The organism is Arthrobacter sp. Y3223166 (assembly GCF_059090935.1).
Genome location: NZ_JBNHGE010000002.1, coordinates 160,301 through 178,524, shown reverse-complemented (window position 1 = coordinate 178,524; position 18,224 = coordinate 160,301). Strand labels below are relative to the sequence as shown.

16 protein-coding genes are annotated in these 18,224 nt (G+C 68.9%); 11 read left to right on the top strand and 5 right to left on the bottom strand.

Annotated features, from left to right (window positions below; translation table 11 throughout):
* The 3 genes from AC5RUH_RS02360 to AC5RUH_RS02350 all read left to right on the top strand — a co-directional run bounded on the left by AC5RUH_RS02360 (position 1) and on the right by AC5RUH_RS02350 (position 2,799).
* Entirely contained in the window at positions 1-1,146 is a 1,146-nt protein-coding gene (locus AC5RUH_RS02360) for a N(5)-(carboxyethyl)ornithine synthase (RefSeq protein WP_494127827.1), read from the top strand.
* 181 nt (positions 1,147-1,327) lie between these two features.
* Positions 1,328-1,942, top strand: a complete 615-nt coding sequence (locus AC5RUH_RS02355) for a dTMP kinase (protein ID WP_494127826.1) — start codon at positions 1,328-1,330, stop codon at positions 1,940-1,942.
* Positions 1,943-2,157: 215 nt separating this feature from the next.
* A complete protein-coding gene (locus AC5RUH_RS02350) occupies positions 2,158-2,799 on the top strand; it encodes an NAD(P)-dependent oxidoreductase (protein WP_494127825.1) in 642 nt (213 codons plus the stop codon).
* Positions 2,800-2,931: 132 nt separating this feature from the next.
* On the opposite strand, the gene AC5RUH_RS02345 is transcribed toward AC5RUH_RS02350, so the two are convergent.
* Positions 2,932-3,900, bottom strand: a complete 969-nt coding sequence (locus AC5RUH_RS02345; RefSeq protein WP_494127824.1) for a nuclease-related domain-containing protein — start codon at positions 3,898-3,900, stop codon at positions 2,932-2,934.
* Positions 3,901-4,092: 192 nt separating this feature from the next.
* Here AC5RUH_RS02345 and AC5RUH_RS02340 point away from each other — a divergent pair, with 192 nt between their 5' ends.
* From AC5RUH_RS02340 to AC5RUH_RS02315, 6 genes are all read left to right on the top strand, one after another.
* Positions 4,093-4,461 carry a hypothetical protein gene (locus AC5RUH_RS02340; protein WP_494127823.1) on the top strand — a complete coding sequence of 123 codons (369 nt, stop codon included), beginning with the start codon at positions 4,093-4,095 and terminating at the stop codon, positions 4,459-4,461.
* Entirely contained in the window at positions 4,458-6,431 is a 1,974-nt protein-coding gene (locus tag AC5RUH_RS02335) for an alpha/beta hydrolase (protein WP_494127822.1), read from the top strand. The genes AC5RUH_RS02340 and AC5RUH_RS02335 overlap by 4 nt, the downstream gene beginning before the upstream one ends.
* A 131-nt stretch (positions 6,432-6,562) precedes the next feature.
* Positions 6,563-7,066: a hypothetical protein gene (locus AC5RUH_RS02330; protein ID WP_494127821.1), complete on the top strand. Its 504-nt coding sequence runs from the start codon at positions 6,563-6,565 to the stop codon at positions 7,064-7,066.
* A 229-nt stretch (positions 7,067-7,295) separates the two neighbouring features.
* Positions 7,296-9,527 (top strand): choline BCCT transporter BetT, encoded by a 2,232-nt coding sequence (gene betT / locus AC5RUH_RS02325; protein WP_494024729.1) that lies wholly within the window; start codon positions 7,296-7,298, stop codon positions 9,525-9,527.
* Positions 9,524-11,020 carry an aldehyde dehydrogenase family protein gene (locus AC5RUH_RS02320; protein ID WP_494024730.1) on the top strand — a complete coding sequence of 499 codons (1,497 nt, stop codon included), beginning with the start codon at positions 9,524-9,526 and terminating at the stop codon, positions 11,018-11,020. The genes betT and AC5RUH_RS02320 overlap by 4 nt, the downstream gene beginning before the upstream one ends.
* Entirely contained in the window at positions 11,020-12,660 is a 1,641-nt protein-coding gene (locus tag AC5RUH_RS02315) for a GMC family oxidoreductase (RefSeq protein ID WP_494127820.1), read from the top strand. Before AC5RUH_RS02320 ends, AC5RUH_RS02315 begins: the two co-directional genes overlap by 1 nt.
* Positions 12,661-12,760: 100 nt before the next feature.
* Here AC5RUH_RS02315 and AC5RUH_RS02310 read toward each other — a convergent pair whose 3' ends face one another.
* Both AC5RUH_RS02310 and AC5RUH_RS02305 read right to left on the bottom strand, forming a co-directional pair.
* Positions 12,761-13,168, bottom strand: coding sequence for a VOC family protein (locus AC5RUH_RS02310; protein ID WP_494127819.1), 408 nt, complete (start codon positions 13,166-13,168; stop codon positions 12,761-12,763).
* A gap of 114 nt (positions 13,169-13,282) precedes the next feature.
* Positions 13,283-14,167: a DNA-formamidopyrimidine glycosylase family protein gene (locus AC5RUH_RS02305; RefSeq protein WP_494127818.1), complete on the bottom strand. Its 885-nt coding sequence runs from the start codon at positions 14,165-14,167 to the stop codon at positions 13,283-13,285.
* A gap of 174 nt (positions 14,168-14,341) precedes the next feature.
* Here AC5RUH_RS02305 and AC5RUH_RS02300 point away from each other — a divergent pair, with 174 nt between their 5' ends.
* The gene (locus AC5RUH_RS02300; protein ID WP_494127817.1) at positions 14,342-15,538 is read left to right on the top strand and encodes an MFS transporter; all 1,197 of its coding nucleotides are present in this window, start codon (positions 14,342-14,344) and stop codon (positions 15,536-15,538) included.
* A 29-nt stretch (positions 15,539-15,567) separates the two neighbouring features.
* Here the strand turns inward: AC5RUH_RS02300 and AC5RUH_RS02295 are convergent, their stop codons facing one another.
* Positions 15,568-15,861, bottom strand: coding sequence for an antibiotic biosynthesis monooxygenase family protein (locus AC5RUH_RS02295; protein ID WP_494013174.1), 294 nt, complete (start codon positions 15,859-15,861; stop codon positions 15,568-15,570).
* Positions 15,862-16,109: 248 nt separating this feature from the next.
* Here AC5RUH_RS02295 and mdlC point away from each other — a divergent pair, with 248 nt between their 5' ends.
* A complete protein-coding gene (mdlC, locus tag AC5RUH_RS02290; protein ID WP_494127816.1) occupies positions 16,110-17,720 on the top strand; it encodes a benzoylformate decarboxylase in 1,611 nt (536 codons plus the stop codon).
* Positions 17,721-17,750: 30 nt separating this feature from the next.
* Here the strand turns inward: mdlC and AC5RUH_RS02285 are convergent, their stop codons facing one another.
* On the bottom strand, positions 17,751-18,077 hold the full coding sequence (locus tag AC5RUH_RS02285) for a cupin domain-containing protein (RefSeq protein ID WP_494127815.1): 327 nt from the start codon (positions 18,075-18,077) through the stop codon (positions 17,751-17,753).
* Positions 18,078-18,224: the final 147 nt, after the last annotated feature.

Below are 18,224 nucleotides of genomic sequence, written 5' to 3'. Positions count from 1 at the left end.
TTGACTCTGCTCTCGCTCGGAGTCCTGGCAACTACGCGAAAGCCCGATGAGCGCAGGCTGGCCCTCCATCCTGCGCACATCGAGCGCCTCGACGCCGACCTCCGCGAGCGGATCATCCTCGAACGGGGCTACGGCGAGCGCTTCGGCGTGTCCGACGCGCACCTGGAACAACTGGTGGGACGCATGGCGCCGCGCGAGGAACTCATTGCAGCAGCGGACGTGGTGGTGCTGCCCAAGCCGCAGCCGGAAGACCTTGCCGAACTCCGCGACGGCCAGATCCTCTGGGGCTGGCCGCACTGCGTCCAGGACCGGGCCATCACCCAGTTGGCCATCGACAAGCGACTGACGCTGATCGCCTTCGAAGCGATGAACCATTGGGCCGCGGACGGCAGGTTCGCCCTCCACGTCTTCCATAAGAACAACGAGATGGCCGGCTACTGTTCGGTGCTGCATGCGCTGGAATTGGCAGGATCCACCGGCGACTACGGCCGCCCGCTCACCGCCGTCGTCATTGGTTTCGGCGCCACGGCCCGCGGCGCGGTCACCGCCCTGAACGCGCACGGCATCCACGACGTGCAGGTCCTGACCAACCGCGCGGCGGCCGCCGTCGGATCCCCGATCCACTCCGCGCGGATCACCCAGTTCGACCAGGACGCCACCGCCCCGCACCTCAGCCACGTCATCACCGACGACGACGGACGGGTGCCGCTGGCTCCGTTCCTCGCCGAGCGGGACATCGTGGTCAATTGCACGCTGCAGGACCCCAACAACCCGCTGATCTACCTCGACGAGGCGGACCTGGACGGCTTCCGGCCGGGCAGCCTGATCGTCGATGTCTCTTGCGACGAAGGCATGGGCTTCAGCTGGGCGAAGATGACGACCTTCGCCGAACCCACCTTCGAGGTCGGCAACCACGTGAGCTACTACGCCGTGGACCACACGCCGTCGTACCTGTGGAATTCCGCGACCTGGGAGATCAGCACGGCCCTGATCCCGTTCCTGCGCACCGTGATGGGCGGACCCGGCAGCTGGCTCGAGGACGAGACGATCAGCCGGGCCATCGAGATCCGCGACGGCGTCATCGCCAACCCGGCGGTTCTCGCCTTCCAGGACCGCTCGGAAGACTACCCTCACCTGCCTGCCTGAATTCCGCGGTACCGATCGCCCCATAGGGACGACGGCGGCGCTCACGTGCCGCCGTCGTCTTTCTGGCTCGGAGCCCCTCGCCTGCTCGGCATGTCTCAGCAAATTCACAGCCCGACCGGGCATCGATCCCGGCCGCGCGTGCGTTGTTGAGGAGACATCACCACAGGAGAGCAGGGAATTTTTGCCCACGGAAACCGGACGCGGCCCGCGGCGGCCCCCGCGGAGAACCGTCGTTATCCTCGGCATCGACGGAGCCGGGAAGACGACGGCCGCGGCCTCGCTGGTCGAAGTTGAGCGGGCGGCGGGCCGTTACGCGCAGTTAGTGCGTAACCCGGCCGGACGGCGCTGGCTGTCCCGGGCAGCTGCACGCCTCGGCATCGGCATTACTCCGCGCTGGGCCGACCGGTTCGAGTCGATGGTGCGCATTGTGAACGTGCTGGCTGCCCACCTCCGGGCGGCAGCCTTCCGGGGAACCACGGTGATGGACCGGCACCTGCACTGCCAGCAGGTCCTTCGTGACGTGCGTGGCCTGCCGCCGGGAGGCGTCCTGCCCTGGCTGGTCCGAGCCCTGCCTCGGCCAGGCGTCGTCGTGCTGCTGGATCTGCCCGCCGAGGCGGCGCACACCCGGATCATCGCGCGGGGCGAGGATTCCGAGTCGGCGGACTACCTGCGGGCGGCACGCAACGTCTACCTGCGAAGGGCCAAGTCCTTGGACTGGCAGGTCGTCGACGCGGTTGGGTCCCGCAGCGACGTCCTGCGCCGCGTCATGGAGGCTGTGTCCCCGCCTGCCACCTAGCTGGGCCTCCCGGCCCATGCTCACTTGCCTGCCTAACGACGACGACGGCCGGCCCTGACTGAGCGGGCGGCCGCCTCGGCGGCACTTACGGCCGGCCGGGGAGCGGGCGGTCCGTCGCCTGGAGGCACTCACCCCGGAATAAGTTGATGCTTCAATCGATTGCACCTAGCAGAGGCCAAGCCTTTTGAAAGACATCACGCCAACGTAAGGACAGCATGAAGATCGGAATCATCGGAGCCACGGGCAACGCCGGACGCGCCCTCTTCCACGAGTCGGCCAAACGCGGCCACCAGACAACAGCGATCGTCCGGAGCGCCGCAAAGGCCGGGGACGTCCTCGGCGCGGACGCCGCGGTACTGGAACGCGACGCTTTCTCCCTCGGCGCCGAAGACCTTGCAGCCTTCGACGTCGTCGTTAATGCGTTCGGCACGGCTCCGCACGAGGCCTACCGGCACGTTGACCTGGCCCGCTCGCTGGTCGAGCTCGCCGGGGAAACCACTCCCCGCCTGGTCTTCATCCTGGGCGCCGGCAGCCTGACCACCGGCGACGACGACCACCTGTTCGTCGAGGACATCCGCAACATCCCCAGCGCCGAGGCGTGGATTTCCATCCCGGAGAACCAGCTGAAGGAACTCGAATACCTGCGCGGCGTCACGGACGTCGACTGGGTCGGGGTGTCCCCCTCGGCGCTGTTCACGCCCGGTGACGCCACCGCCCCGGTGCTGGGCACGGACCGGCTCCTGTATGCCGCCGACGGCGAATCACACACCACCACCGGCACGATGGCCGTGGCCATCCTGGACGAGATCGAAAAGCCCGCGCACCGGAAGACCCGCTTCACGGTCAGCGACAGCTAAACCTCCCCGGCCACAACACGACGGCCGCCGCAGCTGGTCCGGCCCGGGCAACCTGTCCGGTCGCAGGCAGCTCGGCGGCCGTCGTTCACCGTCTCGACAGGCGCCTGTCCACGCGCCCCGCCCGCTGGAAGATCAGCGCCGGTGCCCGCGGCCGGTCCGGCGTGTACCGGTACCGGCCGGTGCTTTCTTCTGCATGGCAAGCAGCCTCGCCAGCGCGTAGCGGTTCACCGTTCCTGCCTTCTGCCCCTGCAGCAGCCAGTGGCCAATGCCGTCGACGCCGGTCTGCACGCCCGTGATGGGGATGCCGGTGGGAGAAATCTGGTGCCCGGGCGTGAACGTGATCGGGCCCGGCGCATTCGGATGGGCAATGACGTGGCAGGCGACCTCGGCCGCAACCCTGGCCGTGCGCGGGTCGGTCTGCACAACGTCCATGTGGATGGTCCGCCGCCTGAACCCGCGCGGATGGACGGAGGCCAGCGTCTCCCGGTCGATCCACTGGTATTGCCCGGGTTTCCAGAACTTGGAGTCGATATAGACCACCCGGTCGCCGTTGATGACGGCGTGGTCGATGTCCGCCACGTGGCTGCCCGGGAACCGCAGCCCGTGGAAGATCCGGGTCCCGGGAATGGCCAGCAGGGTCTCCAGTGCCTGCGCCGTCCACCGCTCGCCCTCCGCGCCCTTGGCGATGTCCTCCGGCCGAAACCGGGACCAACCGCCCGACAGGGCCGCGCCGCCCGCGCCGAAGACCAGTTGCCGGGCAACCTTTTTCGGCGCCGCGACGCCCCAGTGCCTGCCAATCGCGCCAAGGCCCAGGAAACAGGCTGCCGTCAGGACGACGGCGACCGGCAGCTGAGGCGGAGCGTCACCTAATGCGGCGCTGGCCAGCATCGAGATGAGCACCACTGACTGTCCGAAACCGATCAGTAATAGGACGACGACGACCACAACGCGAAGGCCGTTGTAGCTGCGGCCGATGCGCTCCGCGGGCGCGGGTTGGTTCCGCCACGACAGCTGGCCCGGATCGAATTCCATGAACGGCGAATACAGGGTTTCGGGTCCAGTCGGCCGGCGGGCGGCCCCCCACTGTTCCGGACGTTCCATGCAACCTCCCCGGATCTCGTTTCAGCATGGAGACCCAGTATGTCCCCGCCCCGCGCCGGGGGCCAGGGGTTCCGGGCCGTGAACCCGCCGGAAGTGCCAAATCGATAAACCATGGGTAGTCGTCCCCATTCAGTTCTGCGGTGCCGCATGCAACAGTGTGAGGGAAACGGTTAAGCGGGGGAGGGCGGCGGGATGGGCAGCTGGCGGATCAATCCGAGGCAGCTCCACATGATCCTGGTGGACGTGGCCGCGGACGGCCAGTCGCTGGACAAGGCGGCAGGCGACACGGCGGCGGCAGGCGACGAGGCGGCGTCGTTGTTCGGCAGTGCCACGGACGTAGCCGACGCGTTCGCGGGGTTCTGGTCGCCGCGGCGGGACGTGGGCCACCGGATTGCCGGCCTCGTGTACAACAAGTCGCGGGTCGTGGCCGAAACCGCGGAGCTGTTCGTCGAGGCCGACGGGCGGATGTCCGCCGAAGCCGCAGCCTTCGCCGAGTCCCTGAACGCCGACCACTCGACCGTCCTTGCCCCGCGCGGCTTCGGGCCGGTGCCGCAGCCGTGACGGTGCGACTGGGCAGCGTCCCGGAGATCAACGTCCCCTGGGACCGGCTGGGCGATGCGGTCCGGGAGATGTCCCTGCGCGCCGAGTCCGCGGCAAATTACCTGGTCGACGCCGGTGCGGCGTGGGCCGGGCTGAGCTTTGCCTATCAGCAACCGGACACCGAGCTGGAGGTCCACTCCGCCCTGAATGAGCTGGACGGACCCATGCGGGAATGGACTGCGGCGCTGGCCGCTGCCCGGGAAGCCGTCACGGTCTTCGTCGCCTCCGGCCGGGCACTGCAGGCGGAGTCCGAAGAACTCGCGGCGGCACGCCCCGGCCTGGCCAGGGCGCTGAACGGCGCGGACTCGCAGGAGGGCGACGAGGCGGACCAAGCGGAGCAGCGGGCGGAGGCCTTCAACGGACGCGTCCGCTCCCTGCGGGCCGACTGGCAGGCGCTGACCGCGGAAACCGCCGCCGCCCTGCGGGCCATCGGCGGCACCGTCGACTCGCTGCCGCCCACCCCGCTGCTGGCCGCCGGGCCGTCCTCCCCGCCGTGGGCCCACTTCACCAGCGGGCTCGACGAGCGGTTCGGCCCGCTGACGCCGGAGTCGTACCTGCCGTCGCTGGCCGGGCTCACCGACGAGGAACTGCGGGCCTGGGCCGCGGCCAACCCCGAGGGTGCCGCCCTGCTGGCGGCCCACAAGCTCCCCGCGTGGCGGATGCCCGGCTCGTCCGAGGCCGCCATGGCGGAGGCGATGGCCGGCGACGCCGCGCTGACCGAGGGCGGGATCGCGGGAATCCGCGAGGCCTGGCTCACCCTGGCGCCGGCCGAACAGGAACGGCTGCTGCTGCTCTACCCGGCGGTGTTCGGGGGCCTGAACGGCATCCCCTTCGCCGGCCGGATCCGGGCCAACGCCATCACCGCCGCCGGCTACCGCGAAACCGTGGCGACCCGGCAGGCACAGCTGGGCCCACAGCCCGACCTCAGCGACTACGTCGCGGCCGCGGGCAATCAGCAAGGCCACCCGCGGATGGTCTACCAGCGGGCCTACCGGCAGTACGCCGCCGACCTCGACACCTGGCAGGCCGAACACGACCGGCTGGCAACGCTCAGGACGGGACTGGACTACGCCGTCGGCCATCACTCCCAGGTGGTCCTGGTTAGCCTGGACGGCGACGGCCGGATCGTCACCATGAACGGCACCCTGACGCCGGACACCAGGACCGTGGCCGCCCTGGTCCCGGGCACCGGCGCCGACCTGGGTCAGCTGGAGGCCTACTCGGCCCGGTTCGACGCGGTGAACGGCGAACCGCCCGCCGGCACGGTCTCCTTCTACTGGCAGGGCACCGACTTGCCGGATGAGGTCCCCGACAACATCACCACCTCGTTCAACGAGCGGGGCGGGCCCCTGCTGGCCGCCTTCGACCACGCCCTCGACCTCGAGACCCGGCCCGACGCCCGCACCACGTACATCGGCTACAGCGCCGGCGGCTCGCTGCTGGGCACCGCCGAACGCGAGGGCCTGGATTCCACCAACATCGTCTACGTCGCACCGGCCGGCACCGGGCACAACGTGGGCAGCCCCGAGGACACCGCCAACCCCGAGGCCCACCGCTACTGGCTGCAAACCCGCGACGACCCCATCAGCGCCGCCCAGATGCTCGGCGGCGGCTACCACGGCGCGTCGTTCTGGCGCGGCGGCAGCCCCACCGCCATGGACCCGGTCCGGCTCGAGACCGGCTTCCTGAGACCGGAGGACCCCGGCTCGCTGATGGACGGGCACACCGACTACTTCTGGCCGGGCTCCACCTCGGCCACCAACATCCAGGGCGTCGTCGAAGGCACCAGCGTCAGCACGTTTGTCGAGGACCGAATCCAGCAAACCTACTCCCCCTACGGCCCGCTGATCACCAGCCCGCTCAAGCAGGATCCCGAGGACTACGCATATGGCAACCTTGAAACCGTGACGGTCGAAAGTCTGGAGAAATGAACATGCGGGCTCGCTCCCCCTGGCACCGCCCGGCCCGCCCGCGCGGCGAAGAACGACGGCGGCGCCCCGGCTTCGCAGCCGCCCTCACCGCGACTTCCACCCTTTCCGCCGTCATTCTAGGAGGCTGCGCCATGCCGCAGGAGAACCAGTCACAGGAGATACAACCGACGTCCCAGGACTACGGCCGCCAGCTCGAGCAACTGCTCCCCCAGGCGATCGCCGAGGCATCCACCGCCGCCGACCTGAAGGTCAGCCTGCTGCGCGAACAAACCTGCCTGCGCCCCGAGGACGCACAACCGCAGACCCAGACCGCCTGGATCGCCCGGGCCACCGGCAAGGTAGCGGACGCGGACCAGGCCAACGCAGCCCTCGACGCCGCCGCCGGCTACCTGACCGCACATGGCTGGGAGCAAAAGACCGAGGCCACCGCCGAAACCGGCGACGTGCGCACCCTCTACTTCCGGAACGGCGACCTCGGCGCCACCGCCGCGCACCACGTTGCCGGCGGCGTGGGCGCCGTCGTCCTCTCCTTCACCAGCCCCTGCCTTGACCACCCCGAAGACCACCGCATGATCCGCTCCGAGCAGGATCCGGAGTTCGGGACGAACAGCCAGTATTACGACGACGGCGCCTGACGCATTCCCTTCTGGTGGCGCCCCACTGACCTCCCGTAAACAGAACACGCGGGGCAATCGACGTGAACCTCGCCACTTCATGAGGTGATACTCCTCACTTAGTTCATGTGCTATACGCGCGCATGCGGGTAAATTCCTGCTCTTGCTAGCGTCGAGAGTTGCCCTCACCCGGCCAAGACAACAGCGAGACCGCGACCAGCACTCCTACGATGCGAGGTACGAGACCGATATGAGTACGCCGCCCGAATCTGACGAGCCTAAGCTCAACGGCGAAGACAGTAACCGCCCCGTCCCCGGCACCGCCCCACCGGAGCCGCCCACCGGCAGCGCCGCCGTCGAGCCGCGGACGCGGGTCAACTGGACCGTCTTCATCGGCTCCGCGGCGGGCGTCCTCGGCATCGCGCTGTGGGCCATCCTGGACCGCGAATCGGCCGACGCAGTGATCGGCACCGCCGTCGCGTGGGTGGGCGAGACCTTCGGCTGGTGGTACTCGCTGATCGTCGTCGCCGTCCTGGCCTTCGTCCTCTTCGTGGCGCTCTCCCGCGTGGGCAAGACCCGGTTGGGGCCCGACCATTCGCGCCCCACCTTCAACCTCTTCACCTGGACGGCGATGCTCTTCGCCGCGGGCATCGGTATCGACCTGATGTTCTTCTCGGTCGCGGAGCCGGTCACTCAGTATCTGGCACCGCCGACGGGCGACGGCTCCACGGTCGAGGCCGCCCGGCAGGCCGTGGTCTGGACCCTGTTCCACTACGGCATCCTCGGCTGGGGCCTCTACGCCCTGATGGGGCTGGCCCTGGGCTACTTTGCCTTCCGGCACAACCTGCCGCTCAGCATCCGCTCGGCGCTCTACCCGATCCTCGGCAAGCGGATCCACGGGCCGGTGGGCCACGCCGTCGATATTGCGGCCATGCTCGGCACCATCTTCGGCATTGCGACCAGCCTGGGCATCGGCGTCGCCCAGCTCAACTACGGCCTGAGCTTCCAGTTCGGCATCCCGGAGAACACGGTGGTGCAGATCGCCCTGATCGCCGTGGCGGTGCTGATGGCGACCATCTCGGTGCTCACCGGGATCGAAAAGGGCATCCGCCGGCTGTCCGAGCTCAACGTCGTCCTGGCGATCGCCCTGATGGTCTTCATCCTGATTACCGGCTCCACCCGGTTCCTGCTGGACGGGATCGTGACCAACATCGGCGACACGCTCTCCCGCTTCCCGTCGATGGCGCTGGACACCTTCGCCTACGACCGGCCCGACGAGTGGCTGAACGGCTGGACGCTGTTCTTCTGGGCCTGGTGGATCGCCTGGGCTCCCTTCGTGGGCCTGTTCCTGGCGCGCATCTCGCGCGGACGCACGCTGCGCGAGTTCGTCGTCGGGGTGCTGGTGGTGCCGTTTGCCTTCATCCTGCTGTGGATCTCCATCTTCGGCAACAGCGCCCTCGAGATCGTGATGGGCGGCAATGCAGCGTTCGGCGAGGTGGCCATGAGCCAGCCGGAGCGGGCCTTCTACGGTCTGCTCGAGCAGTACCCGATGGCCCCGCTCAGCGCCGCGATCGCCACCTTCACCGGGCTGCTGTTCTACGTCACCAGCGCCGATTCGGGTGCCCTGGTGATGAGCAACTTCACCTCCTACCTCAAGGACGCCGATTCAGACGGCCCCAAGTGGCTGCGCGTTTTCTGGTCAGTCGCCACCGGCCTGCTGACCCTGGCCATGCTGCTGGTGGGCGGGGTGCCCACGCTGCAAAGCGCCACCGTCATCATGGGCCTGCCGTTCTCGGTGGTGCTGGTCTTCATCATGCTCGGCCTCTACAAGGCGCTGCGGCTGGAAACGGCCCTCGCGGACAGCTACCAGGCCGGCCTCCACTCCGTGCTGAACTCCCGCACTAACGTGCCGCACGGGGCGGACGGACGCCGCGGCTGGCGCCAGCGCCTGGCCCGGGCCATGAACTACCCGGGCCGTCGGCAGGCCCAGCGCTTCGTGGCCGAGGTCGCCATGCCCGCGCTCAACGACGTCCGCACCGACCTCGCCGCCCGCGGGCTGGAGGCCACGCTGAAGACCAGCACCGTCGATGCCTTCGGGATCGACACCGCGGACCTTTGCGTGGAGCTCGACGGCGAACGCACCTTCAAGTACCAGATCTATCCGGTGCAGAACGACGTCCCGTCCTATGCGCGCTCCTCCGCCGCCGGCGGCAAGTACTACCGCATCGAGGTGTTCTCGCTCGAGGGCAGCCACGGCTACGACCTCATGGGGTACAGCAAGGACGAGGTCATCGCCGACGTGCTGGACCACTACGAGGTGCACCTCGAGTTCCTGCACCAGCACCGCGCGACGCTGCCCTACAGCACCGCCGCCGAAAACGTCCCGCCCAAGGCGGACTGGGAAACCGATTACGACACCGTCGACGAACCCGTCGCCGCCGTCCCAGAACCCGTCGCCGCACTTTCGAAGGAGACACCATGACCACTACCGCCTCCACCCTGTTCATCAACGGCGCTTGGGAGCCGGCCGCCGACGGCGCGGTGCGCGAGATCCGCAATCCGGCCGACGGCCGGGTCGTTGCCACCGTGTCCGAGGCCGGCCGTGCCGACACCGAGCGGGCCATCGCCGCGGCCCGCGCCGCCTTCGACTCCGGCGTGTGGGCGGCCGTGCCGGCGCCCGAGCGTGGCGACTTCCTGCTCAAGGTCGCCGCAGGCCTGCGGGAGCGCCGCGAGGAGTTCGCCCGCGCCGAGTCGCTGGACACCGGCAAGCGGATCGTCGAAAGCCGCATGGACATGGACGACATCGCCGCCTCCTTCGAGTACTTCGGCAAGATCGCCTCGCAGCAAGCCGGCCGCGTGGTCGACGCCGGGGACCCCGCCGTCGTCAGCCGGATTGTCCACGAGCCGGTGGGCGTCTGCGGCATGATCACGCCCTGGAACTACCCGCTGCTGCAGGCCGCCTGGAAGATCGCGCCCGCGCTGGCCGCCGGCTGCACCTTCGTGCTCAAGCCCGCCGAGCTCACCCCGTCCACGGCCATCCTGGCCATGGAACTGCTCAAGGACCTGGGCCTGCCCGACGGCGTCGCGAACCTGGTAACCGGCCCCGGCGCGGAGGCGGGCGCACCGCTCTCCGAACACCCCGACGTCGACCTTGTCTCCTTCACCGGCGGCCTGGTGACCGGCAAGGTGGTCGCGGCGGCCGCCGCCGGCACCGTGAAGAAGGTGGCGCTGGAACTCGGCGGCAAGAACCCGAACGTGGTGTTCGCCGACGCCGACTTCGACGCCGCCGTGGACAACGCCCTGAACGCGGCCTTCGTCCACTCCGGGCAGGTCTGCTCCGCGGGCGCGCGCCTGCTGGTCGAAGAGTCGATCGCGGAGCGCTTCGTCGACGAGCTCGTCCGCCGCGCCGAGGGCATCCGCCTGGGCGGCCCGTTCGACGAGGCCGCGGAAACCGGGCCGCTGATTTCGGCGGCACACCGGGAGAAGGTGGACGCCTACGTGAAGCGCGGCGTGGAAGAGGGCGCGCGGCTGCGCTGCGGCGGCGCCGCCCCCGAGGGCCCCGAGTACGACGACGGGTTCTACTACCTGCCCACCGTCCTGGACCGCGTGGAGCGGGGGATGTCCGTGGTCGTGGACGAAGCCTTCGGCCCGGTGGTGACCGTGGAGACGTTCCGCGACGAGGATGAGGCAGTGGCCACCGCCAACGACACGATCTACGGCCTGGCCGGAGCCGTCTGGACCCAGGACGCAGGCAAGGCCCAGCGCGTTGCCGGCCGGCTGCGTCACGGCACTATCTGGATCAACGACTTCCACCCCTACCTCCCGCAGGCCGAGTGGGGCGGCTTCGGCCAGTCCGGCGTCGGCCGCGAGCTCGGCCCCACCGGTTTGGCCGAGTACCAGGAAGCCAAGCACATCTACCAGAACACCAGCCCGCAGGTGACCGGCTGGTTCGCTGACCACGGCAAGGAGAACTGATGCACATCGACAACGTCGAGAACCTCGTCGACCGGGAATTCGACTACATCGTCGTCGGCGGTGGATCCGCCGGCGCCGCCGTCGCCGCACGCCTGAGCGAACACCCTGCGGTGTCCGTGGCGCTGGTCGAGGCCGGCCCGGACGACCGGGGCGTGCCCGAGGTCCTGCAGCTGGACCGGTGGATGGAGCTGCTCGAGTCCGGCTACGACTGGGACTACCCGATCGAGCCGCAGGAGAACGGCAACTCCTTCATGCGCCACTCGCGCGCGAAGGTCATGGGCGGCTGCTCGAGCCACAACTCCTGCATCGCCTTCTGGGCCCCGCGCGAGGACCTGGACGAGTGGGAGTCCAAGCACGGCGTCACCGGCTGGAACGCCGAGGCGGCCTGGCCGCTGTACAAGCGGCTGGAGACCAACGAGGACGCCGGCCCGGACGCCCCGCACCACGGCGACTCCGGCCCCGTGCACGTCATGAACGTCCCGCCGGCCGACCCGACCGGCGTCGCGCTGCTGGATGCCTGCGAACAGGCCGGCATCCCGCGGGCCACCTTCAACGACGGCACCACCGTGGTCAACGGCGCCAACTTCTTCCAGATCAACCGCCGGGCCGACGGCACCCGCTCCTCCAGTTCGGTGTCCTACATCCACCCGATCATCGAGCGGGAGAACTTCACCCTGCTGACCGGCCTGCGCGCCCGCCGGCTGGTGATCGACGCGGACAAGCGCTGCACCGGCGTCGAGATCGTGGACAATGCCTTCGGCCGCACACACACGCTGTCCGCGCGGCGCGAGGTAGTGCTGTCCACCGGCGCCATCGATTCGCCGAAGCTGCTGATGCTCTCCGGCATCGGGCCGGCCGCACACCTCGCGGAGCACGGCATCGAGGTCCTGGTCGACTCCCCCGGCGTCGGCGAACACCTGCAGGACCATCCCGAGGGAGTGGTCCAGTTCGAGGCGAAGCAGCCGATGGTCACCGAATCCACCCAGTGGTGGGAGATCGGCATCTTCACGCCCACCGAGGAGGGGCTGGACCGCCCCGACCTGATGATGCACTACGGTTCGGTGCCGTTCGACATGAACACCCTGCGGCACGGCTACCCCACTACGGAGAACGGCTTCAGCCTCACCCCGAACGTCACGCACGCCCGCTCCCGCGGCACCGTCCGGCTGCGCAGCCGCGACTTCCGCGACAAGCCGATGGTCGACCCCCGGTACTTCACCGACCCCGAGGGCCACGACATGCGCGTGATGGTCGCCGGCATCCGCAAGGCCCGCGAGATCGCCGCGCAGCCGGCCATGGCCCCGTGGGCCGGCCGCGAGCTCTCGCCGGGCATCGATGCGCAGACGGACGAGGAGCTGCAGGACTACATCCGCAAGACGCACAACACCGTCTACCACCCGGTCGGCACCGTCCGCATGGGCCCGGTGGACGACGTCATGTCGCCGCTGGACCCCGAGCTGCGGGTCAAGGGCGTCACCGGCCTGCGCGTGGCTGACGCCTCGGTCATGCCCGAGCACGTGACGGTCAACCCCAACCTGACCGTGATGATGATCGGCGAACGCTGCGCCGACCTCATCCGCGGCAGCTTGGCCGCGGAAACAACGACGGCGGCGGCCGGCGCCGGCGCGGCGCACGCCTGATCGCTACCGCCTTCCCCCTGAGGAAATAGGCGGCGCCGGTGGTCGCCCAGACGACAGCGGGTGGCGGAAGCAAACACTGCTTCCGCCACCCTCTGCTCTTCTACCCGCTATGAGGCGAGAGGAACTCGAGCCGATTTCCGTTGTTGTCCCACAGGTAGAACCGGCGCATTCCCGGGAAGTTGTCATCCCACTCGGGAGCATGCCCATGAGCTTCTATTCGCCGGGTCAGTGCATCGATATCCCGAACGAGGATTCCGGGATGAGCCTTCCGCTGAGAACGGAAATTCTCCTCGACTCCCAGATGAATCTCTAAGTTATCGGCGCGCACCCACAGCCCACCACGCGCAGCCAATACCGGCGGCTTTTGAACCTCCGTGAGCCCAAGGACTTCGACGTAAAACTTACGGCAATCATCCTCACCACCCGGCGGAAGTGCGAGCTGAACGTGGTGCAATCCGAAACCAAAGTCAGTGGCTCGAGGTTTTGCCTCGTATGGTTCAGTGACCATGCACCCTCTTTCCCGCAGTACGCGTCGAACCTTTGAACTTACCGCGGTCGGAGGAACCGTCCATCAGGAACACACCAGAATATCTACGGCATGCACCACCGGACGGCGGGGGGTTTACTTGAGAAACTTGGACATCCGCCGGTCCGCCAACAGCTTCCCGCCGGTCTGGCAGCTGGGACAGTACTGCAGCGAGGAATCCGCGAACGACACCTCCCGGACCGTGTCCCCGCACACCGGGCAGGGCTCGCCGGTGCGAGCGTGCACGCGCATGGCCTTGCGCTTGGAATCCTTCAGCTCACTGGCCGGACGGCCGGAGGCGTGAGCGATGGCCGACTCGAGCACCTGGTGCATCGCCCAAAACAGGCGCTCCACGTCCTCTGCATCCAGCTTCGAGGCGTTGGCGAACGGGGAGAGCTTCGCCGCGTGCAGGATCTCGTCGCTGTAGGCGTTCCCGATGCCCGCGATCGCCGACTGGTCCCGCAGCAGGCCCTTAATCTGTCCCGAGTGGGAGGCGAGCATCCGCGCGAACGCCGCTAGGTCGACGTCGAGCGCGTCAGGTCCCAGGCGGGCGATGCCCGGAACATCCATTGGGTCCTTGACCACGTAGGCGGCCAGTGATTTCTTGGTCCCCGCTTCGGTCAGGTCGAACCCGGGCTGACCGGCGCCATCAGCCGCGACAAACCGCACGCGCAGCGCAATGGGACCCTTGCCGGGCCGCAGGGGTTCGGGCTTCAGGGCATCCGACCAGCGGAGCCACCCGGCCTTGGCCAGATGCATCACCAGGTGCGTCTGCCCGGCGGTGATGACGATGAACTTGCCGCGGCGCGAGACCGCGGACACCGGCTCGGCTCCCATCGTCTCCGGCGGCACGTCCGCCGTTTTCAGCACGGAGAAGGACAACACCTCCACCTTGGCCACCTGGGCGGGCGGGGCGTCGGGCGGGAGGAGCTTAAGCCGCAGGAAGTCGACGAGTCCCTGCACTTCCGGCATCTCGGGCATGCCCTAACGATAACGGAAGCTTGCTCCTATGACCGGGCGGGTTGCACCGGGCCGCGACGGCGTCCGGGTCGGGGCGCCCGGCTTCCTGCGCGAGCCGCGCCCAGACGGTCGGTTACCATCTGTGTAACGCTCGCTCTGGTGTAACGGGCGTTATGTGCTGGGAGGTGCCGGACCATGGGCAGAATCACGGTGGGTCGTCGAGCCGGCTCCGGCCTTGGCGTGGCGCTGGCCGGAATGCTGTTGATCGCGGCCACGTATGGCATGGCCCGGTTCGGGGTCGGCCTCTTCGCCCCGCTCTTGGCCGCACAGCGGCCGGAACTTACCGAGGTGCTGGGATGGGCTGCGGCTGCACAGTTCACCTCCTATTCGATAGCCGCCGTGGCGGCCGCCCGCTTCGTCGACCGCGCTCCTCGGGCCGGACTTCTTCTCGCCGGAGGCACTGCCGCCGTCGGCTGCTTGGGGGTGGCTGTCGCCTCAGCTCCGGGCATGTTCGTGGCGGCTGTATTCGTCGGCGGCATGGGCGGGGGCTTCGCCTCGCCCGCATTGGTGCCGGTTATCGACGCGCTCGTTGCACGCCGCACCAGTGCGACAGCACAGTCCCTGGTGAACTCGGGAACGGCGGTCGGCGTGGTGGGAGCCGGCATGGTCGCCTCAATGGCCGCTTCGATTGCCGGGGCATGGGTGCTCATGGCGCTGGTCTGCGCGGCGGCGGCGGTCGCGGCGTGGTATCCCGTCCGGGCTCGTGCTGATCCGGGTACCTCTGGCCTCCCAGCCGCTGCAGCGGCTTCGAGCCCCGAACGTCGCCATGGACCGGGGCACCTTCTCCTCGTCCCGGCCGCGGCCGCGGTCATTGCAGGAGCCGGCTCGGCCTTGATCTGGACGTTTGGACCGTTGCTGGTTACGGAAGCCGGTTCCGTTGCTGCCGCTCAGGCCGGATGGCTGTGGATCGCCTTGGGCCTGGGCGGGGTCCTCGGCGTACTCACGGGAGCCTTGGCCAGGCGCATGGGCCTGCGGGCCGCATGGTGCTTTTCTGCCAGCGTCCTGGCCGTCGCCAGCTTAGGAGTCTCAATATCGGTAGCCTCCGGCAGCACTTGGGTCGCTTATGCCGGCATGGCCGTTTTCGGTGCCGGCTACATGAGCCTGTCCGGCGTGCTCATTCTCTGGGCGCGCAGCGTTTGGCCTCAGAGTGCCGGAGCAGGGACTTCGTGGCTCTTCATCGCACTGGCCATCGGACAGGCGCTGGGGTCCGCCGGCTTTGGAGTGGCTTACGGGACCTTGCCGCCCGTTGTGCTGGCCGCCCTGGCCGCGGGCCTCCTCGTACTCGGCGGCATCACGGGACTTGTCCGGATGCGCCAGCCGCAAGTCCTGTGACCCGGAGCGCGGCTGGCCAACCACTGTTGTCAGTCGGCGAGCTCAACAACCTCGAACTCGAGCAGCTCCGACCCACTGGCCACGGGGGTCTTCGAGCCGTGATCCCGCGGCGCACGGTTGTCGCGCCAGTTCTCGAAGTCCTCACGGGTGGCCCATTGGGTGTACACGAAGTAGCGCTCTTCGCCCGCGACCGGACGCAGCAGCTGGAAGCCCTCGAACCCCGGAGCGGAGTCGACGGCGTGCTTGCGTGCGGCGAAGCGCGCCTCCAATTCTGTACCCGAGCCCTCGGGGACCTTGAGCGCGTTAATGACGACGATGGACACGATGCTGCTCCTTTCGGGTCCGAACCGCCCGGACCATCAGGAGTCCACGCTATCGCGTCCGGGACGTCGCGTTGCCGCTCGGCTGCACATGACCGCTGCTGACGGCGGGAGCAGGCTTTCCGGGAAACCGGCGACTGTTGGATTTAGTGATTCGCTGCACCTAGGCTGCGTCCAAGGGCACGACGTCGGGCCGGCGGGGCCGGTCACGGTACCGAGACCGCCGGGTTCGCGAAGTTGGAGGAGCAGAAGTGACGGGCAAGAGGAAGACGGTTCTCGAGGCGACGCTGGAGCTGTTCCGCGCCCACGGGATGACCACGATTTTCGGCAATCCCGGGTCGAACGAGCTCCCGTTCCTCGCCGGCCTTGGCGGGGACTTCGACTTCGTTCTCGGATTGCACGAGCAGGTGGTCGTGGGCATGGCCGAGGGCTACGCCCGTGCCACGGGCCGGCCCGCGCTGGTGAACCTGCATGCCGCCTCCGGATCGGGCAACGCCATGGGCGCCCTGACCAACGCCCACTACGGGCACATCCCGATGGTCATCCTCGCCGGCCAGCAGGTCCGCCGAACCGTCGGCCAGGAAGTGATGCTCGCCAGCGCCGACGCCGCTGCCCTGCCGGCCCCGCTGGTCAAGTACTCGCACGAGCCGCTGGCCGCCGCCGACGTGCCGCGCGCCCTGTCCCAGGCCGTATTCGAAACCTGCGCCCAGCCCCGCGGACCGGTCTACGTCTCGGTCCCCCTCGATGACTGGGCCGAGTCCGCGCTCGACGACGACGCCCTGCTCACCGAGCGCTCGGTCACCACCGCCGGCGGCCTCAGCGAGGACCTTGCCCGGGAACTGATCAACGCGATCGACGGCGCGAAGAACCCGGCCCTGGTCGTCGGCCCGCAGGTGGACACCGCCGCGGTCGAGGACCCGGCCGTGTTCGACGCCGTCGTGTCCCTGGCGGAGAAGGCCGACGCCTCCGTCTACGTCGCCCCCTCCCCCTCGCGGGGCCCGTTCCCGACCACCCACCCGAACTTCCAAGCGGTCCTGGTCCCGGGCATCCAGTCCGTGCGCGACCGGCTCGCCGGCCACGACGTCGTGCTGGTCCTCGGCGCCGCCGTCTTCCGGTACCACCGCTGGGAGCCGAGCAACTACCTCGAGCCCGGCACCCGCGTCATCCAGCTGACCCAGGACCCGCGCGAGGCGACCCGGGCGCCGTTCGGCCGGTCCGTCGTCGCCGACGTGGCAGGCGCGGCCAAGGCACTGGCCGCCGGCGTGAGGGACCGGGGCCAGCGGCGCGGTGAGCCGGGCACCCGGGAGCTGCCGGCGGCCAAGACCTCGCCGGACGGCATGACCGGCACCGAAATCCTCGAACTCCTTAACACCCACGTCAACGACACCGTCGCCTACGTCAACGAGACCACCACCCTGGACCTGGACTACCTGGAACGCATCGCCATCGACCGCCCGGGCATGTACCACTTCCCCGCCTCCGGCGGGCTGGGCTTCGGCCTGCCCGCAGCCGTGGGCATGTCCCTGGGCGCCCCGGAGAAGACCATCGTCGCGACCGTGGGCGACGGCTCCGCCAACTACGGCATCACCGCCCTCTACACCGCGGCCCGCCGGCAGACGCGGACCGTGTTCGTCATCGTCAACAACTCCGGCTACGGCGCCCTCGCCGGCTTCGCCCAACGCATGGGCGTGCCCGACGTCCCCGGCCTGAAGCTAGGCGGCATCGACTTCGTCTCCATCGCCGAGGGCTACGGCGTCCCGGCCGAACGCACCAGCACCCGCGAAGAATTCGAAGCCGCCTACCAAAAGGCACTCGCCGCCAGCGGCCCCGTCCTCATCGACGCACAGGTGGTTACCGGCTGAATCGCCGTAGGCCGGGCTGCTGCCAAGCGCCTACTTGAGCTCGATCTCGACGAACACAAAGTCGTCGTCGGACTCGTTGACAACGTTGTGTTCGCTGCCTGCCGTGCGCGTGTAGGAAACGCCGGCGGTCAACTGGCTGGCCGACGCCCCCTCGCTGGTCTCCAGGGTCAGGGTCCCGGTGCTCATGGGGACCACAACGTAGTCCACGGGATGCACGTGCCAGCCGGTTTCCGCGCCGGGAGGAAACCGCCACTCGGTGACCGTCACCCGGTGGTTGTCGATCTGCACGGTGGCCACCGCCGGCGGGCGCCCACCGGTCTGTTGGTCCGCGAAACCAGTCTGCACGTCGCGTTGCATGTTTCTCCTTCGGTCAGAAATGGCTGTTCGTGGCCACCCTATCCGGCGCCTCGCCCATCCTGCAGCAGCCCTCCACGCCGGCGCCCCTCCCCTGGCCAAAACAGGGTAGGCCGGCCCCTACCGAAGGGGGTTTTGAGCTTCTACCAT